Source organism: Variovorax sp. WDL1 (genome assembly GCF_001541225.1).
Lineage (GTDB): Bacteria > Pseudomonadota > Gammaproteobacteria > Burkholderiales > Burkholderiaceae_C > Variovorax.
Map to the genome: position 1 here is coordinate 1 of NZ_LMTS01000218.1, position 18,532 is coordinate 18,532.

At 66.6% G+C, this 18,532-nt stretch carries 18 protein-coding genes; 7 read left to right on the forward strand and 11 right to left on the reverse strand.

Annotation, left to right across the window (positions count from 1 at the left end; all coding sequences use genetic code 11):
• The 6 genes from APY03_RS45735 to apaG all read right to left on the reverse strand — a co-directional run.
• On the reverse strand, window positions 1–117 hold a 117-nt coding region (locus tag APY03_RS45735; RefSeq protein ID WP_157103468.1), incomplete at its 3' end, for a prepilin-type N-terminal cleavage/methylation domain-containing protein.
• Window positions 118–552: 435 nt separating this feature from the next.
• Complete coding sequence (locus APY03_RS41830) at window positions 553–1,044, reverse strand: hypothetical protein (RefSeq protein WP_146039432.1); 492 nt, start codon at window positions 1,042–1,044, stop codon at window positions 553–555.
• Between the two features lie 295 nt (window positions 1,045–1,339).
• Window positions 1,340–2,302, reverse strand: a complete 963-nt coding sequence (gene thiL / locus APY03_RS27075; RefSeq protein WP_068681840.1) for a thiamine-phosphate kinase — start codon at window positions 2,300–2,302, stop codon at window positions 1,340–1,342.
• Window positions 2,303–2,313: 11 nt separating this feature from the next.
• Complete coding sequence (locus tag APY03_RS27080) at window positions 2,314–3,432, reverse strand: YbdK family carboxylate-amine ligase (RefSeq protein WP_068681842.1); 1,119 nt, start codon at window positions 3,430–3,432, stop codon at window positions 2,314–2,316.
• Window positions 3,433–3,577: 145 nt separating this feature from the next.
• Window positions 3,578–4,846 (reverse strand): cation:proton antiporter, encoded by a 1,269-nt coding sequence (locus APY03_RS27085; RefSeq protein ID WP_068681844.1) that lies wholly within the window; start codon window positions 4,844–4,846, stop codon window positions 3,578–3,580.
• Window positions 4,847–4,943: 97 nt separating this feature from the next.
• A complete protein-coding gene (gene apaG / locus APY03_RS27090) occupies window positions 4,944–5,339 on the reverse strand; it encodes a Co2+/Mg2+ efflux protein ApaG (protein ID WP_068681727.1) in 396 nt (131 codons plus the stop codon).
• A 50-nt stretch (window positions 5,340–5,389) separates the two neighbouring features.
• On the opposite strand from apaG, the gene rpe reads away from it, so the two are divergent.
• On the forward strand, window positions 5,390–6,085 hold the full coding sequence (gene rpe / locus APY03_RS27095) for a ribulose-phosphate 3-epimerase (protein ID WP_068681728.1): 696 nt from the start codon (window positions 5,390–5,392) through the stop codon (window positions 6,083–6,085).
• Here rpe and APY03_RS27100 read toward each other — a convergent pair.
• A complete protein-coding gene (locus APY03_RS27100; protein ID WP_068681730.1) occupies window positions 6,082–6,333 on the reverse strand; it encodes a hypothetical protein in 252 nt (83 codons plus the stop codon). The two genes, rpe and APY03_RS27100, sit on opposite strands and share 4 nt — an antisense overlap.
• A gap of 94 nt (window positions 6,334–6,427) precedes the next feature.
• On the opposite strand from APY03_RS27100, the gene APY03_RS27105 reads away from it, so the two are divergent.
• The 3 genes from APY03_RS27105 (at window position 6,428) to ligD (ending at window position 11,046) form a co-directional block, all read left to right on the forward strand.
• A complete protein-coding gene (locus APY03_RS27105) occupies window positions 6,428–7,447 on the forward strand; it encodes a succinylglutamate desuccinylase/aspartoacylase family protein (RefSeq protein ID WP_068681732.1) in 1,020 nt (339 codons plus the stop codon).
• 71 nt (window positions 7,448–7,518) lie between these two features.
• Complete coding sequence (gene ku / locus APY03_RS27110; RefSeq protein ID WP_068681734.1) at window positions 7,519–8,484, forward strand: non-homologous end joining protein Ku; 966 nt, start codon at window positions 7,519–7,521, stop codon at window positions 8,482–8,484.
• A gap of 9 nt (window positions 8,485–8,493) precedes the next feature.
• Complete coding sequence (ligD, locus tag APY03_RS27115; RefSeq protein WP_068681736.1) at window positions 8,494–11,046, forward strand: DNA ligase D; 2,553 nt, start codon at window positions 8,494–8,496, stop codon at window positions 11,044–11,046.
• A gap of 3 nt (window positions 11,047–11,049) precedes the next feature.
• Here ligD and APY03_RS27120 read toward each other — a convergent pair whose 3' ends face one another.
• Window positions 11,050–11,868 (reverse strand): transglutaminase-like domain-containing protein, encoded by an 819-nt coding sequence (locus APY03_RS27120; RefSeq protein ID WP_068681738.1) that lies wholly within the window; start codon window positions 11,866–11,868, stop codon window positions 11,050–11,052.
• 309 nt (window positions 11,869–12,177) lie between these two features.
• On the opposite strand from APY03_RS27120, the gene APY03_RS42750 reads away from it, so the two are divergent.
• Window positions 12,178–12,318 (forward strand): hypothetical protein, encoded by a 141-nt coding sequence (locus APY03_RS42750; RefSeq protein ID WP_174262771.1) that lies wholly within the window; start codon window positions 12,178–12,180, stop codon window positions 12,316–12,318.
• Between the two features lie 36 nt (window positions 12,319–12,354).
• Window positions 12,355–14,535, forward strand: coding sequence for a catalase HPII (katE, locus tag APY03_RS27125; RefSeq protein ID WP_068681740.1), 2,181 nt, complete (start codon window positions 12,355–12,357; stop codon window positions 14,533–14,535).
• Here katE and APY03_RS27130 read toward each other — a convergent pair.
• Both APY03_RS27130 and APY03_RS27135 read right to left on the reverse strand, forming a co-directional pair.
• Entirely contained in the window at window positions 14,532–16,703 is a 2,172-nt protein-coding gene (locus APY03_RS27130) for a hypothetical protein (RefSeq protein ID WP_146039431.1), read from the reverse strand. The two genes, katE and APY03_RS27130, sit on opposite strands and share 4 nt — an antisense overlap.
• A gap of 64 nt (window positions 16,704–16,767) precedes the next feature.
• Window positions 16,768–17,274, reverse strand: a complete 507-nt coding sequence (locus APY03_RS27135) for a hypothetical protein (RefSeq protein WP_068681743.1) — start codon at window positions 17,272–17,274, stop codon at window positions 16,768–16,770.
• A gap of 228 nt (window positions 17,275–17,502) precedes the next feature.
• On the opposite strand from APY03_RS27135, the gene APY03_RS45410 reads away from it, so the two are divergent.
• Window positions 17,503–17,628 (forward strand): hypothetical protein, encoded by a 126-nt coding sequence (locus APY03_RS45410; RefSeq protein ID WP_269475632.1) that lies wholly within the window; start codon window positions 17,503–17,505, stop codon window positions 17,626–17,628.
• A 15-nt stretch (window positions 17,629–17,643) separates the two neighbouring features.
• On the opposite strand, the gene APY03_RS27140 is transcribed toward APY03_RS45410, so the two are convergent.
• Complete coding sequence (locus APY03_RS27140) at window positions 17,644–18,528, reverse strand: 2-hydroxy-3-oxopropionate reductase (protein ID WP_068681745.1); 885 nt, start codon at window positions 18,526–18,528, stop codon at window positions 17,644–17,646.
• Window positions 18,529–18,532: the final 4 nt, after the last annotated feature.

Sequence of the window (18,532 nt, forward strand, 5' to 3'; positions counted from 1 at the left end):
GATGACGAGGACGACCAGGAGTTCGAGCAGGGTGAAGCCGCAGCACAACCGATTGATAGGGCTCGCCAGCCCTTTACTGAGGAATTTTGAAGTCATTGCTTGAGAAAGACCACGCATCAAGGATGCCCAAGCGCCGCCCGGCGTTGTGGGCTATCTTGATGTAATTTTTCCCACTGCCAAGACTCGGAATCCATTGAGCAACTCGACCAATTGCCCTTCTTGGAGCCACTCTGCCTGTACTTCCGCTTCGGAAGATAAAGAACATACGGCTTTGCCCCTTGAGGTAATTGAGTCAAAAGCGATCATTTGACACTCGACATCTCGGATGCACTGAAGGTATGCGTCGATATACCGTTGCCAGCGGATGGACAGGCGCATTCCCGAGTACGGGTCTGCGCTATGTCCGCCCAGATCTGGCGGAACCCATATAAAGTCAACAATTAGATCGGTTTTCATCGCACCTGTCATTCAAGGCTTCGGAAGAAGTCCGAGGTCCGCGCATTGAACGCAGAATCCGGGACCAGTGTTGTCGATGTTGGGATGCCTAAAACTTCAGTCGTAGACATTCCGCGGAACTCTCGTTGTGACAACGTCCTGCAACTCAGGATAAGTCTGGCGGAACTGCTCGGCACCCTGCCGAGTTTCCGAGAACCACTTGTCTCCCATTGAACGCCCTTCTGGGTGGGGTCGGAAGCCATGCGTCGCGATGTCGTCAGCCTCTGCCTTCGAAACTGCGCGATACGCGTCGATGTAATTCTTGCTCCCCTTTGCCGCAGCACTACCCATTCCCTTCGCAGCCGCCTGTGCTGCCCCTCTTAGTACTCCCAGTCCGCCACCGATGAGAAACTGCTCGCGATAGACGCCCTCAAGCGGCGGATCGTGGATTGGCGAATTGTCGATCCAGTTTCCAAGGGGCGTGCCTTGCACGTTCGACTGCGGAGCAACAGGAAACGCGGACGCACCGCCAACGCCAGCAGCGAGCGCTGCTGCCTCGCTGGCTTTCAGCCCGGATGGATCCGTCCGGTTCGCGGGATTGTTCCCCACGTACGCGCCAGCACATGGCGATCGCATGGCATCGATGCGAGCGATCTCGATGCATGCGCTGGCAATGCAGCGGTCTTCTTGTTCATTGGGGAAGCTCGATTATTTTTGGTGCCGCGGACTCTAGTCGAGCCTCTCGCAAAAACATACTCGCTTTTTGTCGCGCGAATCTGGTGAAATCCCCTGGCGGATTGACCTCTCGCTTCGCCAACAGCTTTGTCTCTCCGGCTTTGGGTGCGCTGGCCAGTTTGCTCAAATCCGATCCGGTCGGCGCTGGACCCACGCCAACCAGTTCGAGCTAAGCCCGGAAATGATCGAACGCCGCAAACTTCTGCGAGAGCGGCGTGCCCTGTGCATCGACGATGCGCAAGCCGGGCGCCGCCTCGATGCGGCCGACGCGCGCGACCGGGGTGGCGCTCTGCCGTGCGGCCTCGAGCACGGCGGCGGCAGCAGAGGCCGGCGCGGCGAAAAGCAGCTCGTAGTCGTCGCCGCCTGCGAGCGCGCAACTGCGGCGCAGCGCCGGGTCCAGCGTGGCCGCGGCAGGGATGCCGATGAGCCCGCAGGCGACATCCGCATCCACCGTGGCGCCCACGCCGCTGGCGGCAAGGATATGGCCGAGATCGCCAACAAGCCCATCGCTCAGATCAATGGCGGCACTGGCGATGCCGCGCAGCGCCTGGCCCAGCGCGACGCGCGGCTCGGGCTCCTCCATGCGCCTGCGCGCCTGTTCGAAGGCCTCGGCCGGCAGCGCCAGCGTGCCGCGAAAGACCTCCAGCGCGAGCCGTGCGTCGCCCAGCGTGCCGCTGGCCCAGAGCTCGTCCCCCGGCTTGGCGCCTGAACGCAGCAGCGCTGCGCCGGCCGGCACCTCGCCGAAGACGGTGATGCAGAGATTCAGCGGCCCCCGCGTGGTGTCGCCGCCGACCAGCTCGCAGCCGTGCGCGTCGGCCAGCGCGAACAGGCCGCGCGAGAAGGCCTCGAGCCAGGCCTCGTCCACCGCGGGCAGCGCCAGCGCGAGGGTGAAGGCCAGCGGCTTCGCGCCGCAGGCCGCCAGGTCGCTCAGGTTGACCGCCAGCGCCTTGTGACCCAGGTGCACGGGGTCCACGGTCGAGAGGAAATGGCGGCCCTCGACCAGCATGTCGGTGGACACCGCGAGCTGCATGCCGGGTGCCGGCGCGAGCAGCGCGCAGTCGTCCCCTATACCCAGAGGAGAACGCGCGGCCGAACGCTTGAAGTACCGGTCGATGAGGTCGAACTCGCCCACCGTCATCGCCCTCATCCGTGCCGGAAGCGCTTCGCCGCCTGCCGCACGACCTCCGCCAGCAGCCGCTCCTTGGCCTGGCGCTCGCGCAGCCAGCGCGCGTCGTTGCGGTTGGCCTCCACGCTGGTGCGCAGCTGGCCCAGGGCCTCGGTGGCATCCAGCGCCTCGCTGTGCCATTCGAGCTGGGTCATGGTCATGAGAATGTGGTCGCGCAGCGGCATGTGGCTGCCGGTGGCCGGGTCGACGTAAACCGCGTCGAGCCCGAAGCGGCAGGCCTGGAAGCGGTTGTAGGTGTAGACCAGGTAGTCGTCCTCGGTCGGCGTGAAGGGCTGCTCCTGCAGGAACCACGCGGCCAGCGACTGCACGTAGCCGGCCAGCGCCGCGGCGCGCTCGACCGTGAGCGGGGTGTCGAAGACGCGGATCTCGATGGTGCCGAACTCGGGCTTGGGCCGGATGTCCCAGTAGAAGTCCTTCATGCTGCGCACGACGCCGGTGCGGGTCATGCGCTCGAAGTAGTTGCCGAACTCGCGCCAGCTGAGGGTGAAGGGCGCGCGGCCCGACAGGGGGAAGGCAAAGACCGAGTTGAGCCGCGCCGAGTCGAACTGGGTGTCCTGCCCCTGCACGAAGGGCGAGGACGCCGACAGCGCGATGAAGTGCGGGATGTAGCGCGACATGCGGTGCAGCATCAGCAGGGCGCCGTCGGCATCGGGGCAGCCGATGTGCACGTGCTGGCCGAAGATGGTGAACTGCTTCGAGAGGTAGCCGTAGAGCTCCGACAGCTCGCGAAAGCGCGGCTTGTCGTAGATGCGCCGCTCGTGCCACTGCTGGAAGGCGTGGGTGCCGCCGCCCACCACCGCGATGTTGAGCTTGTCGGCATTCTTCACCAGCGCGTCGCGGATGGGCGTGAGCTGCGCCGCCACGTCCTTGGCCGAGTGGCAGATATCGGTCGAGATCTCGATCATGCTCGAGGTCATCTCGGGCACCACGCTGCCGGGCAGCGGGGTCTGCGCCATCAGGCGCAGCATGTCCTCGGCATAGGGCGCGAGGTCGTAGTCGTGGGTGTTGACCAGCTGCAGCTCGAGCTCGACGCCCAGCGACAGCGCCACCGACTTGTTGAAGGGCTCCAGCGGCACCACGCGGCTCTCCGGAGAGCCGGGGATCGGCGGCGTTCCATCGGCCGGCCGGGCGGTTTCGAAGACGCTCATGTCGACCCCCACGCTTTGCACTTGGTGTCATGGCTGCCCCCGGAGAGGCCGCGAGCTTGCTTGGGCGCTGCACTCATCGCTGCGTGTCCTCCGTGACGCTGAAGGCCTCGGGCAACCAGGGCCTGGAGCTTTCGCCTGCGCCGTGGATGGCGACGGTGGCAAGCACCGCGCCGAGCACCTCCATCAGCAGGATGGCAGGCAGCGCGATCTGCGTGATCATCGCACCCAGCAGCGGCGAGGCGGTGACGAAGGCCGAGGTGATCAGGAGTGCGATGGACGACAGCGGCGACATTGCGCAGCCCACCCACAGGGCCTGGCGCCAGCTCGCGCCGCTGCCGGGGTTGGCGATGGCCACGCCCGCGACCTTGGCGATCGTGCGCACGCTGATCACCGCCAGCACCACGCTGGCGACGGGCAGGCTCCAGTCGGCCTGCGCCGCCACCACCGACACCAGCACGAACATCAGCATGGTGAGCAGCGAGGCCGCGGTGCCAAGTTGGCGCGGCCAGACCCAGGGCTTGGGATGCAGCGCCTTGAGCAGCACGCCGCCGATCAGCGCCGCCAGCGGGGCCGAGCCACCGAAATGCGCGGCCAGCGCGGCGCCGGCCGCGATGATCGCAAGCAGCAGGATCGAGGTGTTCTCGCTGGCCGGGCTCATCACGCGCAGCGCGGAGCGCAGCGACAACGCCATCAGCGCGCCCACCACGAAGGACAGGCCCAGCACCACCGCCACGGGGTAGAGCTTCTGGAACAGGCCCAGCGGCGCGTGCTCGATCAGCCCGGCCTGCGCATAGCCCAGCGCCAGCGCGTAGAAGGTGTTGAGCGTCGCCAGCGTCAGCGCGCGCTCGGTCACCGGGCCGGAGCCGCGGGTGTCCATCACCACCCGGCTCAGCACCGCCGGCGACGCCACGATCGCCATCAGCGCGATCGGGTTGGCCACCGGGTCGGGCACGTCCATCCAGTGGAGCACCCAGAACACGCCGAAGTAGGTCAGCGTGGCTTCGAGCAGGCTCTGCACCAGCACCATCGGGTTGTGGCGGAACCAGCGCAACGGCAGCCGGCCACCGGCCTCGAACAGCACGATCGCCACGCCGAGTTCGAGCAGGAACAGGCTGATGCCCTGCAGCGGCCACATCGCGCCCTCGAAGCCCGCCAGGCCGACCACCGTGCCGACCACCGAGTAGCCGACCACCTTGGGCATGCCCGTATAGCGCTGCACCAGGTGGCCGGCCGCGGCGGCCGCGGCCAGCAGCAGCGACCACAGCACCGTGGGCAGGCCCGCCGAGGGCCGCACCCACTCGGACCAGAAACCCAGCAGGTCGTGGGGAATGAAAGAACTCATCAGGCCAATCTGTTCAAACAAGGGCGCGGGCGCCGGGCAGGGGCCGCGCATCGAGCAGAGCGCACGGGGCGTTCATGCTCGAGGAAGAAGGTTGCGTTCAGTGCAGCACGCGCGAGACGGGCGGGCCGCCCGTGTCGGCTTCCAGCACGAACACGGGAATCGCGACGTCGAAGCGCTCGCCGTGCTCGGTCACGAAGAAATAGCTCCCATGCATGGTACCGCTGGGCGCCTGCAGCCGGCATCCGCTGGTATAGCGGAAGGACTGCCCCGGCGCCAGGAGCGGCTGCTGGCCGATCACGCCGAGGCCCTTGACCTCCTGCGTCTTTCCTGTCGCGTCGTTGATGAGCCAGTGCCGGGAGATCAGCTGCGCCGCCACGCGACCCGTGTTGGTCACGGTGATCGTGTAGGCAAAGGTGTAGACCCGGTCTTCGGGCGAAGACTGGTCCGGCAGGTAGCGCGGGTCGACCTGGACGTTGATCGGTTGGCTGGACATCGGGGCGATGTTAACAACGGATGAAAGACAGCCTGCGACAATCCACGCCCATGAGCAGCAGCCGCACCTTCCGGATCGCCCCTTCCATCCTTTCGGCCGACTTCGCGCGCCTCGGCGCCGAAGTGAGCGATGTGATCGCCGCCGGCGCCGACTGGATCCATTTCGACGTCATGGACAACCACTACGTGCCGAACCTCACCTTCGGCCCCATGGTCTGCCAGGCGCTCAAGCCCCATGCGAAGACGGCCGGCGGCACGCCGGTGCCGATCGACGTGCACCTGATGATCGAGCCGGTAGATGCGCTGGCCGCTGCCTTTGCCCAGGCCGGAGCCGACTACATCAGCTTTCATCCCGATGCATCACCCCACACGCACCGCAGCATCCAGGCCATCAAGGCGGCAGGCTGCAAGGCGGGGCTGGTGTTCAATCCGGGCGCGGGGCTGGAGCCGCTGGACTGGGCCATCGACGACATCGACCTGATCCTGATCATGAGCGTGAACCCGGGCTTCGGCGGCCAGAGCTTCATCGACTCGGCGCTGCGCAAGATCGAACTGGCGCGCAAGCGCATCGAGGCCAGCGGGCGCGACATCCGCCTGGAGGTCGATGGCGGCATCAAGACCGACAACATCGCCCGCGTGGCCAATGCCGGCGCCGACACTTTCGTCGCCGGCAGCGCGATCTTCAATGCCAAGGATTACGCGGGCGTGATCGCCGAGATGCGCACACGCCTCGAATCCAGCTCCTAGCGCCTCACCTTTTCGTTGTAGACGCGGTCGGCCTCGGGACCGCGATCGGTATCGACCACGCCGCGTTCCACGTCTTCCATCGCCTTGCGGCCGATCTCGGAGCCGTCCTGGTTCTGCTGGCTGTCGGAAGACTCGTCTCGCTCGTGTGGCAGGCGCGGAGCCGACTCGCCGCCCTGCTCGGTCTTGGTCTTGCCGCCGCCCGCGTCCTTGAGCGGATCGGTCCTCGCGGGCGCCTTCTTGCTGGCCATGGCTTTGCTCTCCTTAGTCATTCCGCCTTGTGGCACGCCATCGCGGAAAGCCCGGTAGGACCCCCATGCGCCGCCCTGTAGGATCAGCGGCGAGATGAGCGAGCAGCAGCCACCCGCACCCGACCTCCTTCGCATCCACGGCTTCACCTCCCTCGAGCCCGGGCCGAGGCTGATCGTCCTGGGCGGCGTGCACGGCGACGAAACCTGCGGCACCGTGGGCATCGAGCGTGCCCTGGCCGAGCTCGACAGCGGCGCCCTGCAGCTGCTGCGGGGCCAGCTCACCCTGGTGCCCGTGGCCAACCCGCTGGCGCGCAGGCTGATGCGGCGCGAAGGCGAGCGCAACCTCAACCGCCTGTTCAAGCCAACGCCCACGGGCCAGGCCCCGTCCGACTACGAGGCCCGCATCACCGACCTGCTGTGCCCACTGCTCGAGCGCCACGACGTGCTGCTGGACCTGCATTCCTTCCAGAGCGAGGGCGAGGCCTTCGCGATGATCGGCCCGCGCGACAACGCCGGCACGCTGGAGCCCTTCGCCCGCGCCTTCGAGGAGGGGCGGCTCGCGCTTCACATGGGCACGCGGCGCGTGGTCGAGGGCTGGCTCGACATCTATGCGGCCGGCCTGGCGCAGCGCGCCGGCGGGAAGGCGGCGGACGAGGCCGCGTTGGCATTCGGCTGGGGCACCAACGAATACATGCGCAGCCGCGGCGGCTACGGCGTCACGCTCGAATGCGGCCAGCATCAGGACCCGGCGGCGCCCGAGGTCGCGCACCGCGCCATCCATGCGGCACTGCGCCTGTTGGGCATGATCGCGGCCGATCCGCGCGCCGAGCCGCCGGCGGCGCCCGTGCTGCTGCGCTTGATCAGCGTGACCGACCGCGACAGCGAGGACGACCAGTTCGTACGCGAATGGGCGACCTTCGACCCGGTGGCAAAGGGCGAGCCCATCGGCGTGCGGGCCGACGGCAGCGTGCTGGCGGCCGAGCGCGACGGCTACATCGTGTTCCCGAACGCGCAGGCGCTGCCCGGGACCGAGTGGTTCTACTTCGCAGTCGAGAGCGAGCGCGACCTGCGGCGGCCAGCCGCCCGAGCCGCCGCGCAGAGCGTCCAGCCCTGACGCGGGGCACCGCCGCGTTCCTACATGCGCGCCGGCATGGCCGCCCTACGGTAGCTTTCCGGAGAATCGCCATGCCTGCAGCCAAGACCAAGACTCCCGCGCCCCGCGTCCTGTGGAAAGGCGCGATCAGCTTCGGCCTGGTCCACGTCCCGGTCGCCCTCTATTCGGCGACTGTCGACCACAGCATCGACTTCGACTGGCTCGACAAGCGCAGCATGGACCCGGTGGGCTACAAGCGCATCAACAAGAAGACCGGCAAGGAGATCGCGCGCGAGCAGATCGTGAAGGGCGTCGAGGTCGACGACGGCCAGTACGTGGTGCTGAGCGACCAGGAGATCACCGACGCCTATCCACGCACCACGCAGACGATCGAGATCGAGACCTTCGTGCCGGCCGACAGCATCCCGTTCGTCTACCTGGAGCGGCCCTACTACCTGGCGCCGATCAACCGCGGCGGCAAGGTCTACGCGCTGCTGCGCGAGACCCTGCGGCGCACCGGCCGGATCGGCGTGGCGCGGGTGGTGATCCAGACCAAGCAGCACCTCGCGGCCCTGGTGCCCGTCGGGCCTGGCCTGGTGCTGAACCTGCTGCGCTGGGGTGCCGACATCCGCCCCTGGAAAGACCTGCCGCTGCCCGCCGAGAACGCCAGGCAGGCCGGCCTCGCCGAACGGGAGCTGAAGATGGCTGCCGAGCTGGTGGAGGACATGAGCTCCGACTGGGACCCCGAAGCCTTCAAGGACTCCTTCAAGGACGAGATCCTGCGCCTGGTCGACCGCAAGGTCGAAGCGGGCAAGACCGAATCGGTGACGAAGCTCGGTCCCATGGAGGAGCAGGACGGCGCCCGCCCGAGCGCGAAGATCCTGGACCTGACCGAGCTGCTGCAGCGCAGCCTGCGCAAGGGCGGCAAGACGGCCGAGACAAGCCCGGAAGCCGGCGACGAGCCCGCGCCGTCCAAGGCCCGCAAGCCGGCCGCCAAGCGCGCGGCCCGCAAGCGCGCCCCCGCACGCAAGGCGGCCACGCGCCGCAAGGCAGCCTGAGGCGCCGCCGTGGCGAAAAGCCCTCGTGCAGACAAGGCGCTGGCGCCCTACCGCAGCAAGCGCGATTTCGCGAAGACCCCGGAGCCGCACCAGGTCGGCCGCGCCAGCCGGGGCGGCCATGCCTTCGTGGTGCAGAAGCACCATGCCCGCCAGCTCCACTACGACTTCCGGCTCGAACTCGACGGCACGCTCAAGAGCTGGGCCGTGCCCAAGGGACCCTGCCTCGATCCGTCAGTCAAGCGCATGGCGGTGCATGTCGAGGACCATCCGGTGTCCTATGCCGATTTCGAAGGCACCATCCCGCCGCACCAGTACGGCGCCGGCACCGTGATCGTCTGGGACCGCGGCCAGTGGGAGGCCGAGGGCGATGCGGCGCGCGGCCTGGCCGAGGGCAAGCTCAAGTTCGAGCTGCGCGGCGACAAGCTGCGCGGCCGCTGGACGCTGGTTCGCATGCGCGGCAAGGGCGAGAAGCAGGAGCCCTGGCTGCTGATCAAGGAACAGGACGGGGAGGCGCGCCCGCTCGCGGACTACGACATCGTCGAGGCCGAGCCCGACAGCGTGCTGAGCGGCAGCGATGTCGACCACCCGCCGGCGGTGACCTACGGCCGGCAGGCCGACGCCGAGCCCGGCCCCGAGCCCGGGCCTGCCCGCGCGCCCCGCAAGGCCACAGCGCCGAAGCGCCCCACGGCCGCGCTGCCCGAGCGCCTCGAGCCGGAGCTCGCCACGCTGGCGTCGGCGCCGCCCGCAGTGCCCGATGACTGGCTCTACGAGCTCAAGTTCGACGGCTACCGCCTGCTGGCCCGCATCGAGGGCGACCAGGTGCGGTGCATCACGCGCAACGGCAACGACTGGACATCGAAGCTGCCGACCCTGGCGAAGGCATTGGCGAAGCTGCCCACGCGATCGGCCTGGCTCGACGGCGAGATCGTGGTGGCCGGCAAGAGCGGCGCGCCGGACTTCCAGGCGCTGCAGAACGCCTTCGATCGCCGCTCGACGGCCGACATCGTGTACTGGCTTTTCGATGCACCCTTCCTTGATGGCGAAGACCTTCGCGCCTTGCCCGTGGGAGAGCGCCGGGCCCGGCTCGCGAAGCTGCTGGGCACGAAGCCGCCGGCCGGCCTGCGGCTGTCCCAGGCCTTCGAGGCCGCGCCGCGCGAGCTGCTGGCGTCCTCGGCGGAGCTGGGCTTCGAGGGGATCATCGCCAAGCGCAAGGGCTCGCCCTATGTGTCGCGCCGCTCGGCGGACTGGATCAAGCTCAAGAACCAGCGGCGGCAGGAATTCGTGATCGGCGGCTACACGGCGCCCCAGGGCTCGCGAACGGGCTTCGGCTCGCTTCTGCTGGGCGTGTACGGCGACCAGGGCCAGCTGCAGTACTGCGGCAATGTCGGCACCGGCTTCGACGCCGGCCGGCTGACCGACATCAAGGCCAGGCTCGACCGGCTGGCGAGCGACGAATGTCCCTTCGAGAAGCGGCCGGCGGGCGTCAAGGCGCACTGGGTCAAGCCGAGCCTGGTGGCCGAGGTCGCGTTCGGCGAATGGACCCGCGACGGGAGGGTGCGCCAGGCCGTGTTCCAGGGCCTGCGCAGCGACAAGCCCGCCTCGCAGATCCGGCGCGAACTCGCGCAAGCCCCGGCCAACAACCCTCCCGACCATGAAGCGAGCCCATCGATGAAGGCATTGCACATCACCCATGCCGAGCGTGTGATCGACAAGACCAGCGGCGTCACCAAGGGCGAGCTGGTCGCCTTCTACGACCAGGTGGGAGCACTCATGATCCCGCACCTGAAGGGCCGCCCCGTTGCGCTGGTGCGCGCCCCGGAGGGCGTGGGCGGCGAGCTCTTCTTCCAGAAGCATGCGAGCAGGAACGAGATGCCGGGCGTGAAGCTGCTGGACCCCGCGCTCGACCCCGAGCACGAACCGCTGCTGCAGATCGACAGCGTGCAAGGCCTGCTCTCCGCCGCGCAGATGAATGTGGTGGAGCTGCACACCTGGAATGCCACGTCCAACGCCATCGACCGGCCGGATCGCATCACGCTGGACCTCGACCCCGGCGAAGGGGTCGACTGGGCCGCGATGCAGGAGGCGACCCTGCTGGTGCGCACCCTGCTCGACGAGCTGGCGCTGCCGGCCTTCCTGAAGACCAGCGGCGGCAAGGGCATGCACGTGATGGTGCCGATACGGCGACACTACGGCTGGGATGCGGTCAAGGGCTTCGCGCAGGCGCTGGTGATCCACCTGGCCGAGACCATTCCCCAGCGTTTCGTCGCCAAGAGCGGGCCGCGCAACCGGGTCGGCCGGATCTTCGTCGACTACCTGCGCAACGGCTTCGGCGCGACCACCGTCAGCGCCTGGTCGGCGCGCTCGCGGCCGGGCCTTGGCGTTTCCGTGCCGGTCGAATGGGACGAGCTGCCGATGCTGCAGAGCGCCGCGCACTGGAACGTGCGCACCATCGGCGAGCGCCTGGTCGTCGGCAACAAGCCCTGGGCAGCGATCGAGAAAAGCCGCAAGGGGCTGGCTGCGGCCATGAAGACGCTCGGCTACGCGCCGCCGGACGCGCCCTGACCGTCAGCCCAACACTTCCTCGGTCACCACCTCGAAGCGCTCCAGCGTGTGCTCGCCGAACACCATGGTGATCGGTACATCGGCCGCGTCGCGGCCGTGCGCGATCATGATGCGGCCGATGCGCGGCGTGTTGTGCCGGGCATCGAAGGTCCACCAGCGGTCGCCGAGGTAGACCTCGAACCAGGCGCTGAAGTCCATCGGGTACGGCACTGGAGGAATGCCGATGTCGCCGAGGTAGCCGGTGACGTAGCGGGCCGGCACGTTCATGCAGCGGCACAGCGTGATCGCGAGGTGAGTGAAGTCGCGACAGACGCCTACGCGTTCGCGCCACGCCTCCAGCGCGGTTCGCGTGGGACGCGCGCTCGGGTAGTCGAAGACCAGGTGCTGGTGCACGTAGTCGCAGATCGCCTGCACCAGCGACCAGCCCTTGGGCAACTGGCCAAAGCGGCTCCAGGCGAAGGCCAGAAGCTCGCCGTCCACCTCGCAGTAGCGGCTCGGCAGCAGGAAGCGCAGGGTTTCCACCGGCAGCTGGTCGGGCATGTGCTCGACCGCGCCGAGGTCCACCGGGTCGGGCCAGCCGTTGTCAAAGACCTGTGCCTCGTTGCGCAGGCGCACCCGCGTGACGCCCGCGGGCACGCGAACCCGTGCGCACTGGTTGTCGAAGCCGTCGCGGTAGAAGTCGGTCGCGAGCGGCGGACTGATGGTGATGTTCTCGCTCCCGACGATGTCGCCGGCCCGCGAAGGATGCACCTGCAACATGTAGATCAAGGCAGTCGGCGCGCTCACGCCGAGTTCGATGTCGAAGCCGATTCGGATGAGCATGGCTGTATGGGGTGGGCGGGGGTCAAGATGGAAGAGAGGCGAAGCGAGCACGCATCCTAAGAGGCGACGCAAGATCCGTGCGTACCGTGCAGCGCGACTGCGCGTAGGCCGGACTTCGAATCCGTCAGTTGGGTCCTACCGCGATGCGCTGGCCCTTCCCACAGACACGAGTGCGCGGCCACTACGGAGGTCTGCCCCCGCGCAGCCTAAGCTCCGTATCTGTACGCGGCCGCTTTGATTTCCTGCTTGCCTGTCGGCCGTGCCCCCACGCATTCCCACCATACCCACCACAATGACTCGGAGCGAATCATGGAGCTTTCCTCGCTGTTCAGCGGACTTGATGGGGCCTGGATCGACGACGTCATCCTTTGGTCCGTGGTGGCAGTGGCCGGCATCGCCGGCCTCGCGGTCGTGGTCAACGCCCTGGACGTCTTCTTTGATGCCGGCTGATGCCGCGGCGCTCCGGAACAACCGAAGGAACGCCCGATGACACCTGCGAAGAAGCCCTCCGGCAGCCGCCGCCCCAAGCCGACGAACGGCAGCAACGACAAGCTGGAACAGCTGGCCGAATCGATCGCCGAGAACACCCCGCGCATCACCACCAACCAGGGCGTCCAGATCCCCGACAACCACAACTCGCTGCGCGCGGGCGTGCGGGGGCCCTCGCTGCTGGAAGACTTCATCCTGCGCGAGAAGATCACGCACTTCGACCACGAGCGCATCCCCGAGCGCGTGGTGCATGCGCGTGGCGAGGCGGCCCACGGCTACTTCGAGGTCTACAAGTCGATGTCGCAGTTCACCTCGGCCGACTTCCTGCAGGACCCCTCGGTCAAGACGCCGGTCTTCGTGCGCTTCTCCACGGTGGCTGGCTCGCGCGGCTCGGCGGACACGGTGCGCGACGTGCGCGGCTTCGCCGTCAAGTTCTACACGCGCGAGGGCAACTACGACCTGGTGGGCAACAACATCCCGGTCTTCTTCATCCAGGATGCGATCAAGTTCCCGGACCTGATCCATGCGGTCAAGCCCGAGCCACACCACGAGATGCCGCAGGCCGCGAGCGCGCACGACACCTTCTGGGACTTCGCCTCGCTGATGCCCGAGACCACCCACATGCTGATGTGGATCATGTCGGACCGCGCGATCCCGCGCAGCCTGCGCATGATGGAGGGCTTCGGCGTCCACAGCTTCCGCTTCGTCAACGCGCGCGGCGAAAGCCACTTCGTCAAGTTCCACTGGAAGCCCAAGCTGGGTATCCACGGCCTGGCCTGGGACGAAGCGCAGAAGATCTCCGGCAAGGACCCGGACTTTCATCGCCGCGACCTGTGGGAGGCGATCGAGCGCGGCGACTTCCCCGAATGGGAGCTGGGCGTGCAGATGATCCCCCAGGACAAGGAGCATTCGCTGCCCTTCGACCTGCTGGACCCGACCAAGCTCATTCCCGAGGAGATGGTGCCGGTGCAGCGCATCGGAAGGCTGGTGCTCAACCGCAATCCGGACAACTTCTTCGCCGAGACGGAGCAGGTCGCCTTCCATCCGGGGCATCTGGTGCCCGGCATCGACTTCACCAACGACCCGCTGCTGCAGGGGCGCCTGTTCTCGTACACCGACACCCAGCTCTCGCGGCTGGGCGGGCCCAACTTCCACGAGTTGCCGATCAACAAGAGCGTCTGCCCCTTCCACAACTTCCAGCGCGACGGCATGCACCGCCAGGCCATCGCGCGCGGCCACGTGGCCTACGAGCCGCACTCGCTGAACGACGGCAAGGAGTTCCGCATCGACGGCGGCAGCGCGGGCTTCCAGTCCTTCCCCGAGGAGATCGAGACGCCGAAGGTGCGCCGCCGCAGCCCCAGCTTCGACGACCACTTCACCCAGGCGCGGCTGTTCTTCAATAGCCAGAGCGTGCCCGAGAAGGAACACATCATCGCGGCCTTCCGCTTCGAGCTCTCGAAGGTCGCGGCGCCGATCATCCGCCAGCGCATGGTCGACAACCTTGCGCTCGTCGACGAGAAGCTGGCACGCCGGGTGGCCGAGCCGCTGGGCATCGGCGCCCCCGATCCCAAGGCGGCCGCCGGCCGCGCCGGGTATCGCGAGCACAGGATGAAGCTGCCGATCGAGGAGTCGCCGGCGCTGCGCATGGTCGACACCGGCGACGGCTCGATCAAGACCCGCCAGGTCGCGATCCTCGCGATGGACGGCATCGACTCGGCCTCGCTCAAGCCGATCCGCGAGGCCATCGAACAGGCCGGAGCGCAGTGCAAGGTGGTGGGGCCGCGGCTGGGCACGGTCACCAGCGCGTCGAAGCGCCAGCTCGAGGTGGACGCCACCTTCCTCGCCATGCCCTCCGTGATGTTCGACGCGGTGCTGGTGCCGGCCGGCGCGCCGGGTGCCGAGGCCATGGCGCGCAACGGCGACGCGGTGCACTTCGTGCTCGAAGCCTACAAGCACTGCAAGGCCATCTGCACCGTGGGCGAGGGCGTGCAGTTGCTGTCGATGCTCGGCATCGGCACCGACGCCAATGCGTTCCCGCCCGGTGTCGTGGTGGCCGCGACGCCGACCACCAATCTCGGCGACAACACGGCTGCGGTGAAGATCGCGCACGACTTCGTCGCGGCGATCGCCAAGCACCGGCATTGGGACCGGCCCGGCATCGACGGGGTGCCGGCTTAGGTGCTGGGGAATCTCGACAGGAATTGGGGCCAGGCTTCGTTGTCGATGGCGTGGATCTCTTTCCTCACTTGGTCGAAAACTGCGCTTTTATAGACCGCTTGAGCTGCGGACTTTGCCCCGGCATCGTCAGAGCGCTCCTTTGGAAGGGCGATGAGCGCTCGCACAATTTCTGTGAATGCCAAGCGCTGCAGGTCCGCCGTCCCAAGTCCGTCTATCGCGGCGAGCGTGCGTGAGAGCAACTCCGGATTACTCATCATGGCGAGCATGACATTTCGCAACGCGTCACCGGACAACAGGCCATTGGCAATCATGTCTGCCAGCCTCTCCTGAGGCTTGAAATCCATGAGCTCCATCAGCTTCAAGACATCGTCGGACTGGGTTGCTGCAGCATCGATGAGTCTGGCTGCGAGCAGTCGATAGGAATCATGAATAAGGTCATCAGGCCTGTTTTGGCGATGATCCAGAACGATCGACCCCAGTGACCTCCAGCCGGAGACCCAACCAGGCGCGGGTTCAAACGTGACAAGTCTGTCTATCTTCAGATTCTTTGCCACGGCAATCATGTCCGTCAGCATCGGACCTGCCGCAACACCAATGAAACTCCCATCCACATCCCAGTTCAGTGTGGACTGGATATTTGGCAAGACGTGCAGAATGGGAACGCGATGTGCGAGCTTGTCGAATAGCGAGGCGGCAGTGTCGCCGCTGCAGTCATCTCCCAAAAGGCACTTCACCGCGGCTTGCGCGACCAACTTTTCACCTTCCTCCGTCGCCAGGACGATGTCGAGTATGAGGGCGTGATCGTCGCTGCAGAGCGTTGGCAGCGCATTGGCCATTGTCTCGCTCAAGGTTCCACGTCCAAACCCGAGTCGGTCGATCAGCTCCCCAATGAATGCCTGTTGCTGCACCGGCTCTGCATTGATCGTCGAGATGATCCTCCGAGCGGCCTCGGCGTGATACGGCTCCCCCGTCATGAGGAGCACGATGGCCATCTTCTGCGCCGTCAGCGTCCGCTGCTCCTTCTTCGCGGCTTCGGTCTCGGAATTCGCCGGCCCGAGATCCTTGATGTCGAAGGTGAAAGGCTTTTGTCCGACCTTGAAGCCGGCCAACTCAAGCCTTTTGAGGACAGCCCCGAAAAGTTTTTGAGGAAACTCCGGATCCGGCGAGTCATGCATCAGACTTGCGGCCGTAGTCAGGTTGCCGGACGTCAATGCCAGTTCTAGCAGGCTCTCCCTTTGTTCTGGTGAATTCATTGCTTGCTGCACGGCGAGATGCAAGACATCGGCTTGCAGGCTCTTCGGTAGTGCTTGGAGCAATTCCAAGCTTAGCTGTGGCAGGAGAGCCAGGTCTCGCAGCTCTTGCGGACCATCGCTCAAGCCGATAACGCATTGCATCGCGACCATTCGCGCGGGGTCGACACGGTCGGCAATCGACAAGAGTGAGGTCAGCTCGTTCTGGCGCGCAGCCTCGTCTGCCGGCCGGATTCGCACCAGCGTCACGTGCAAGGCATCGACCAGCGCATCGATGTCCAGGGCCCGTACCATCTTTTCATCCAGCGGCGGCAACAGCGTACTCAAGTTCGCTGATGTGTCGGCCGAGCAAAGCGACAGAAGCCTGTAGGCCCCGGATAGGTTCCCGCTGCGCATGGCGGTGAGCACCTTGACCCTCATGGCGTCTTCGCTGCCTTCGCCGACTTTTCCAGTGTTGCCGGTCAACTTTTCGACGTGATCGGGCGAGCACAGGCTCAGCAAGGAGGGCAGCGCAGATGCCTTGCACATGTCCATCAGCTTGCGCGCCGCTTGAACGAGGCCCTTTTGCATCAGGTGGCCGATGGCATTGGCAAGGGGCTTGGTCGCCTCCTCTCCCAGCCTCGAAGCCGCGACAAATTTCGTGTATTTGTCCTGAAGGGTCAGGCCAGAGACATCATCAAGGTAGAAGTTCACCATTCTCCATTCGTCGCCGCAGTCTTGGCGCGACAAGGGCTCGGGTGGTTTGGCAGGCCTTCGTTCGCGAAATTTGCCTCGATTGGGTTTGGGCAATTCGGGGCGCGCCGTTTTGAGTTTGCCCCATCGCTCCTGAGGCGAACTCGGCGCCCGCTGCGTCGAGTTGTTGCGCGGCAGTCCGAGGTCAGACTTACTGCTTGAACGAGAAAGAGATCGAGATTCCATGGAGTGTGTCCTCTGAAGCGAATTGAAAATTTTCGACCGTCGACCAGCAACGCGACCGCTGCGTTCAGCAGCGCAGAAGCGCACTGGAATCGATGTCATCCAACCCGGCACCCGGAATCGGCAACACATCCGGCGCCTCGCGTTGAAGGCGCGCGCTCCATGACACGGCGCTGCGCCCGAACGCGTCCAGGACAGCCGCCCACGTGGCCGTATCGCCCGGAATCGCCGGAACGAACATCGACAACGTGAGCAAACCCGTGCCCCGATCGACGTCGACGGCCCAATGCGCGCCGTCACCCGTCCAGCGAGCCATGACATCCGCCTCGTGGCGCGGAAGTTCCTCGTCGAAGTCGTCGTATTCGTCGGCCCTTAGGATGGTCTGCAGCAACTCGGCGCTCACATAGCCGGCGGCGGCGAACAGTTCGACTCGGCCGTCCGGGAGCATGGCGGCGCAGGCTTCCAATTCCTCCGATGCGTCGAACATGACGCTGCCATCGCCATCGACACTGGCCGGCGGGTGCGAGACAGAGGCCAGGTACAGATCGAGGCCGTGGCGCAACTCAGCATTCACCGTGAAGCTCCTTCGCGTGAGAGTCCAGACCCCTGTACGTGGCTGCCCTCTCGCTTCGGTTCCCTCGCCGCGATGCATTCACGGCCCAGGAGAAGGTTCGTTGCACAACGGTGACGCAATGCACGGTTGGCGCCCGGCCAAACGGCCGCTGGATCGTTCGGCCGATAGGCAAGCGCGCACTTCGTGCCTACGATGACCTCGACCCTCTCTCTCTTCGGAGCCACCCACATGGACACCAAGCCCGCCATCCTGCAGCCGCAAGACCCGGTCGCCGCCAAGCTCGGGATCTACGTCACCCGTGCCGGCATCGCGCTCGCCGCCATCCTCTTCGCGCTGTCGTACCTGCGCGGCTGACGCGGCCCGCCGCGTCTACTCGCCGTCGGGCGCCACCGTGTGCGCCGCCATCTGCTCGAGCGCCTTGACCAGGGCCGAGTGATCCAGTTGGTCCCAGCCGTGCGCGGCGCAGGACTGCATCAGCTGCGCCGCCGAGGCGGTCTGCGGCAACGAAACCCCCATCGAACGCGCGCCGGCCAGCGCCAGGCTCAGGTCCTTCTGGTGCAGCGCAATGCGGAAGCCCGGGTTGAAGGTGCGCTTGATCATGCGCTCCCCATGCACCTCCAGGATGCGGCTGGCCGCGAAGCCGCCCATCAGCGCCTGCCGCACCTTGGCCGGATCGGCGCCCGCCTTGCTCGCGAACACCAGCGCCTCGCCCACGGCGGCGATGTTGAGCGCCACGATGATCTGGTTCGCCACCTTGGTGGTCTGGCCGTCGCCGTTGCCGCCCACCAGCGTGATGTTCTTGCCCATCTTCTCGAACAGCGGCTTCGCACGCTCGAACGCCGCCTCCGGTCCGCCGACCATGATGGTCAGGCTGGCCGCCTTGGCGCCCACCTCGCCGCCCGAGACCGGCGCGTCCAGGTAGTCGCAGCCGAGCTCGTTGATCTTCGCGGCGAAGCGCTTGGTGTCGATGGGCGAGATCGAGCTCATGTCGATCACCAGCTTGCCCTTGGCCAGGCCGGCGGCCACGCCCTCCTCGCCGAACAGCACCTGCTCGACGTCGGGCGTGTCCGGCAGCATGAGGATCACCACCTCGGCCGCGCGGGCCACCTCGGCGTTGGTCTTGCATACGGTGGCGCCCTTCAGCGCATCCGGCACCTTGCTGCGGGTGCGCACGATCATCTCGTGGCCGGCCTGCATCAGGTTATGCGCCATCGGCGCGCCCATGATGCCCAGGCCGATGAATCCGATCTTCATGTCG

Excerpts from the sequence above, each read along its gene's own strand:
- APY03_RS27085 (WP_068681844.1), bottom strand. The coding sequence starts at position 4,846 with ATGAGTTCTTTCATTCCCCACGACCTGCTGGGTTTCTGGTCCGAGTGG.
- apaG (WP_068681727.1), bottom strand. The coding sequence starts at position 5,339 with ATGTCCAGCCAACCGATCAACGTCCAGGTCGACCCGCGCTACCTGCCG.
- rpe (WP_068681728.1), top strand. The coding sequence starts at position 5,390 with ATGAGCAGCAGCCGCACCTTCCGGATCGCCCCTTCCATCCTTTCGGCC.
- APY03_RS27100 (WP_068681730.1), bottom strand. The coding sequence starts at position 6,333 with ATGGCCAGCAAGAAGGCGCCCGCGAGGACCGATCCGCTCAAGGACGCG.
- APY03_RS27105 (WP_068681732.1), top strand. The coding sequence starts at position 6,428 with ATGAGCGAGCAGCAGCCACCCGCACCCGACCTCCTTCGCATCCACGGC.
- ku (WP_068681734.1), top strand. The coding sequence starts at position 7,519 with ATGCCTGCAGCCAAGACCAAGACTCCCGCGCCCCGCGTCCTGTGGAAA.
- APY03_RS27120 (WP_068681738.1), bottom strand. The coding sequence starts at position 11,868 with ATGCTCATCCGAATCGGCTTCGACATCGAACTCGGCGTGAGCGCGCCG.
- APY03_RS42750 (WP_174262771.1), top strand. The coding sequence starts at position 12,178 with ATGGAGCTTTCCTCGCTGTTCAGCGGACTTGATGGGGCCTGGATCGAC.
- katE (WP_068681740.1), top strand. The coding sequence starts at position 12,355 with ATGACACCTGCGAAGAAGCCCTCCGGCAGCCGCCGCCCCAAGCCGACG.
- APY03_RS27130 (WP_146039431.1), bottom strand. The coding sequence starts at position 16,703 with ATGGAATCTCGATCTCTTTCTCGTTCAAGCAGTAAGTCTGACCTCGGA.
- APY03_RS45410 (WP_269475632.1), top strand. The coding sequence starts at position 17,503 with ATGGACACCAAGCCCGCCATCCTGCAGCCGCAAGACCCGGTCGCCGCC.
- APY03_RS27140 (WP_068681745.1), bottom strand. The coding sequence starts at position 18,528 with ATGAAGATCGGATTCATCGGCCTGGGCATCATGGGCGCGCCGATGGCG.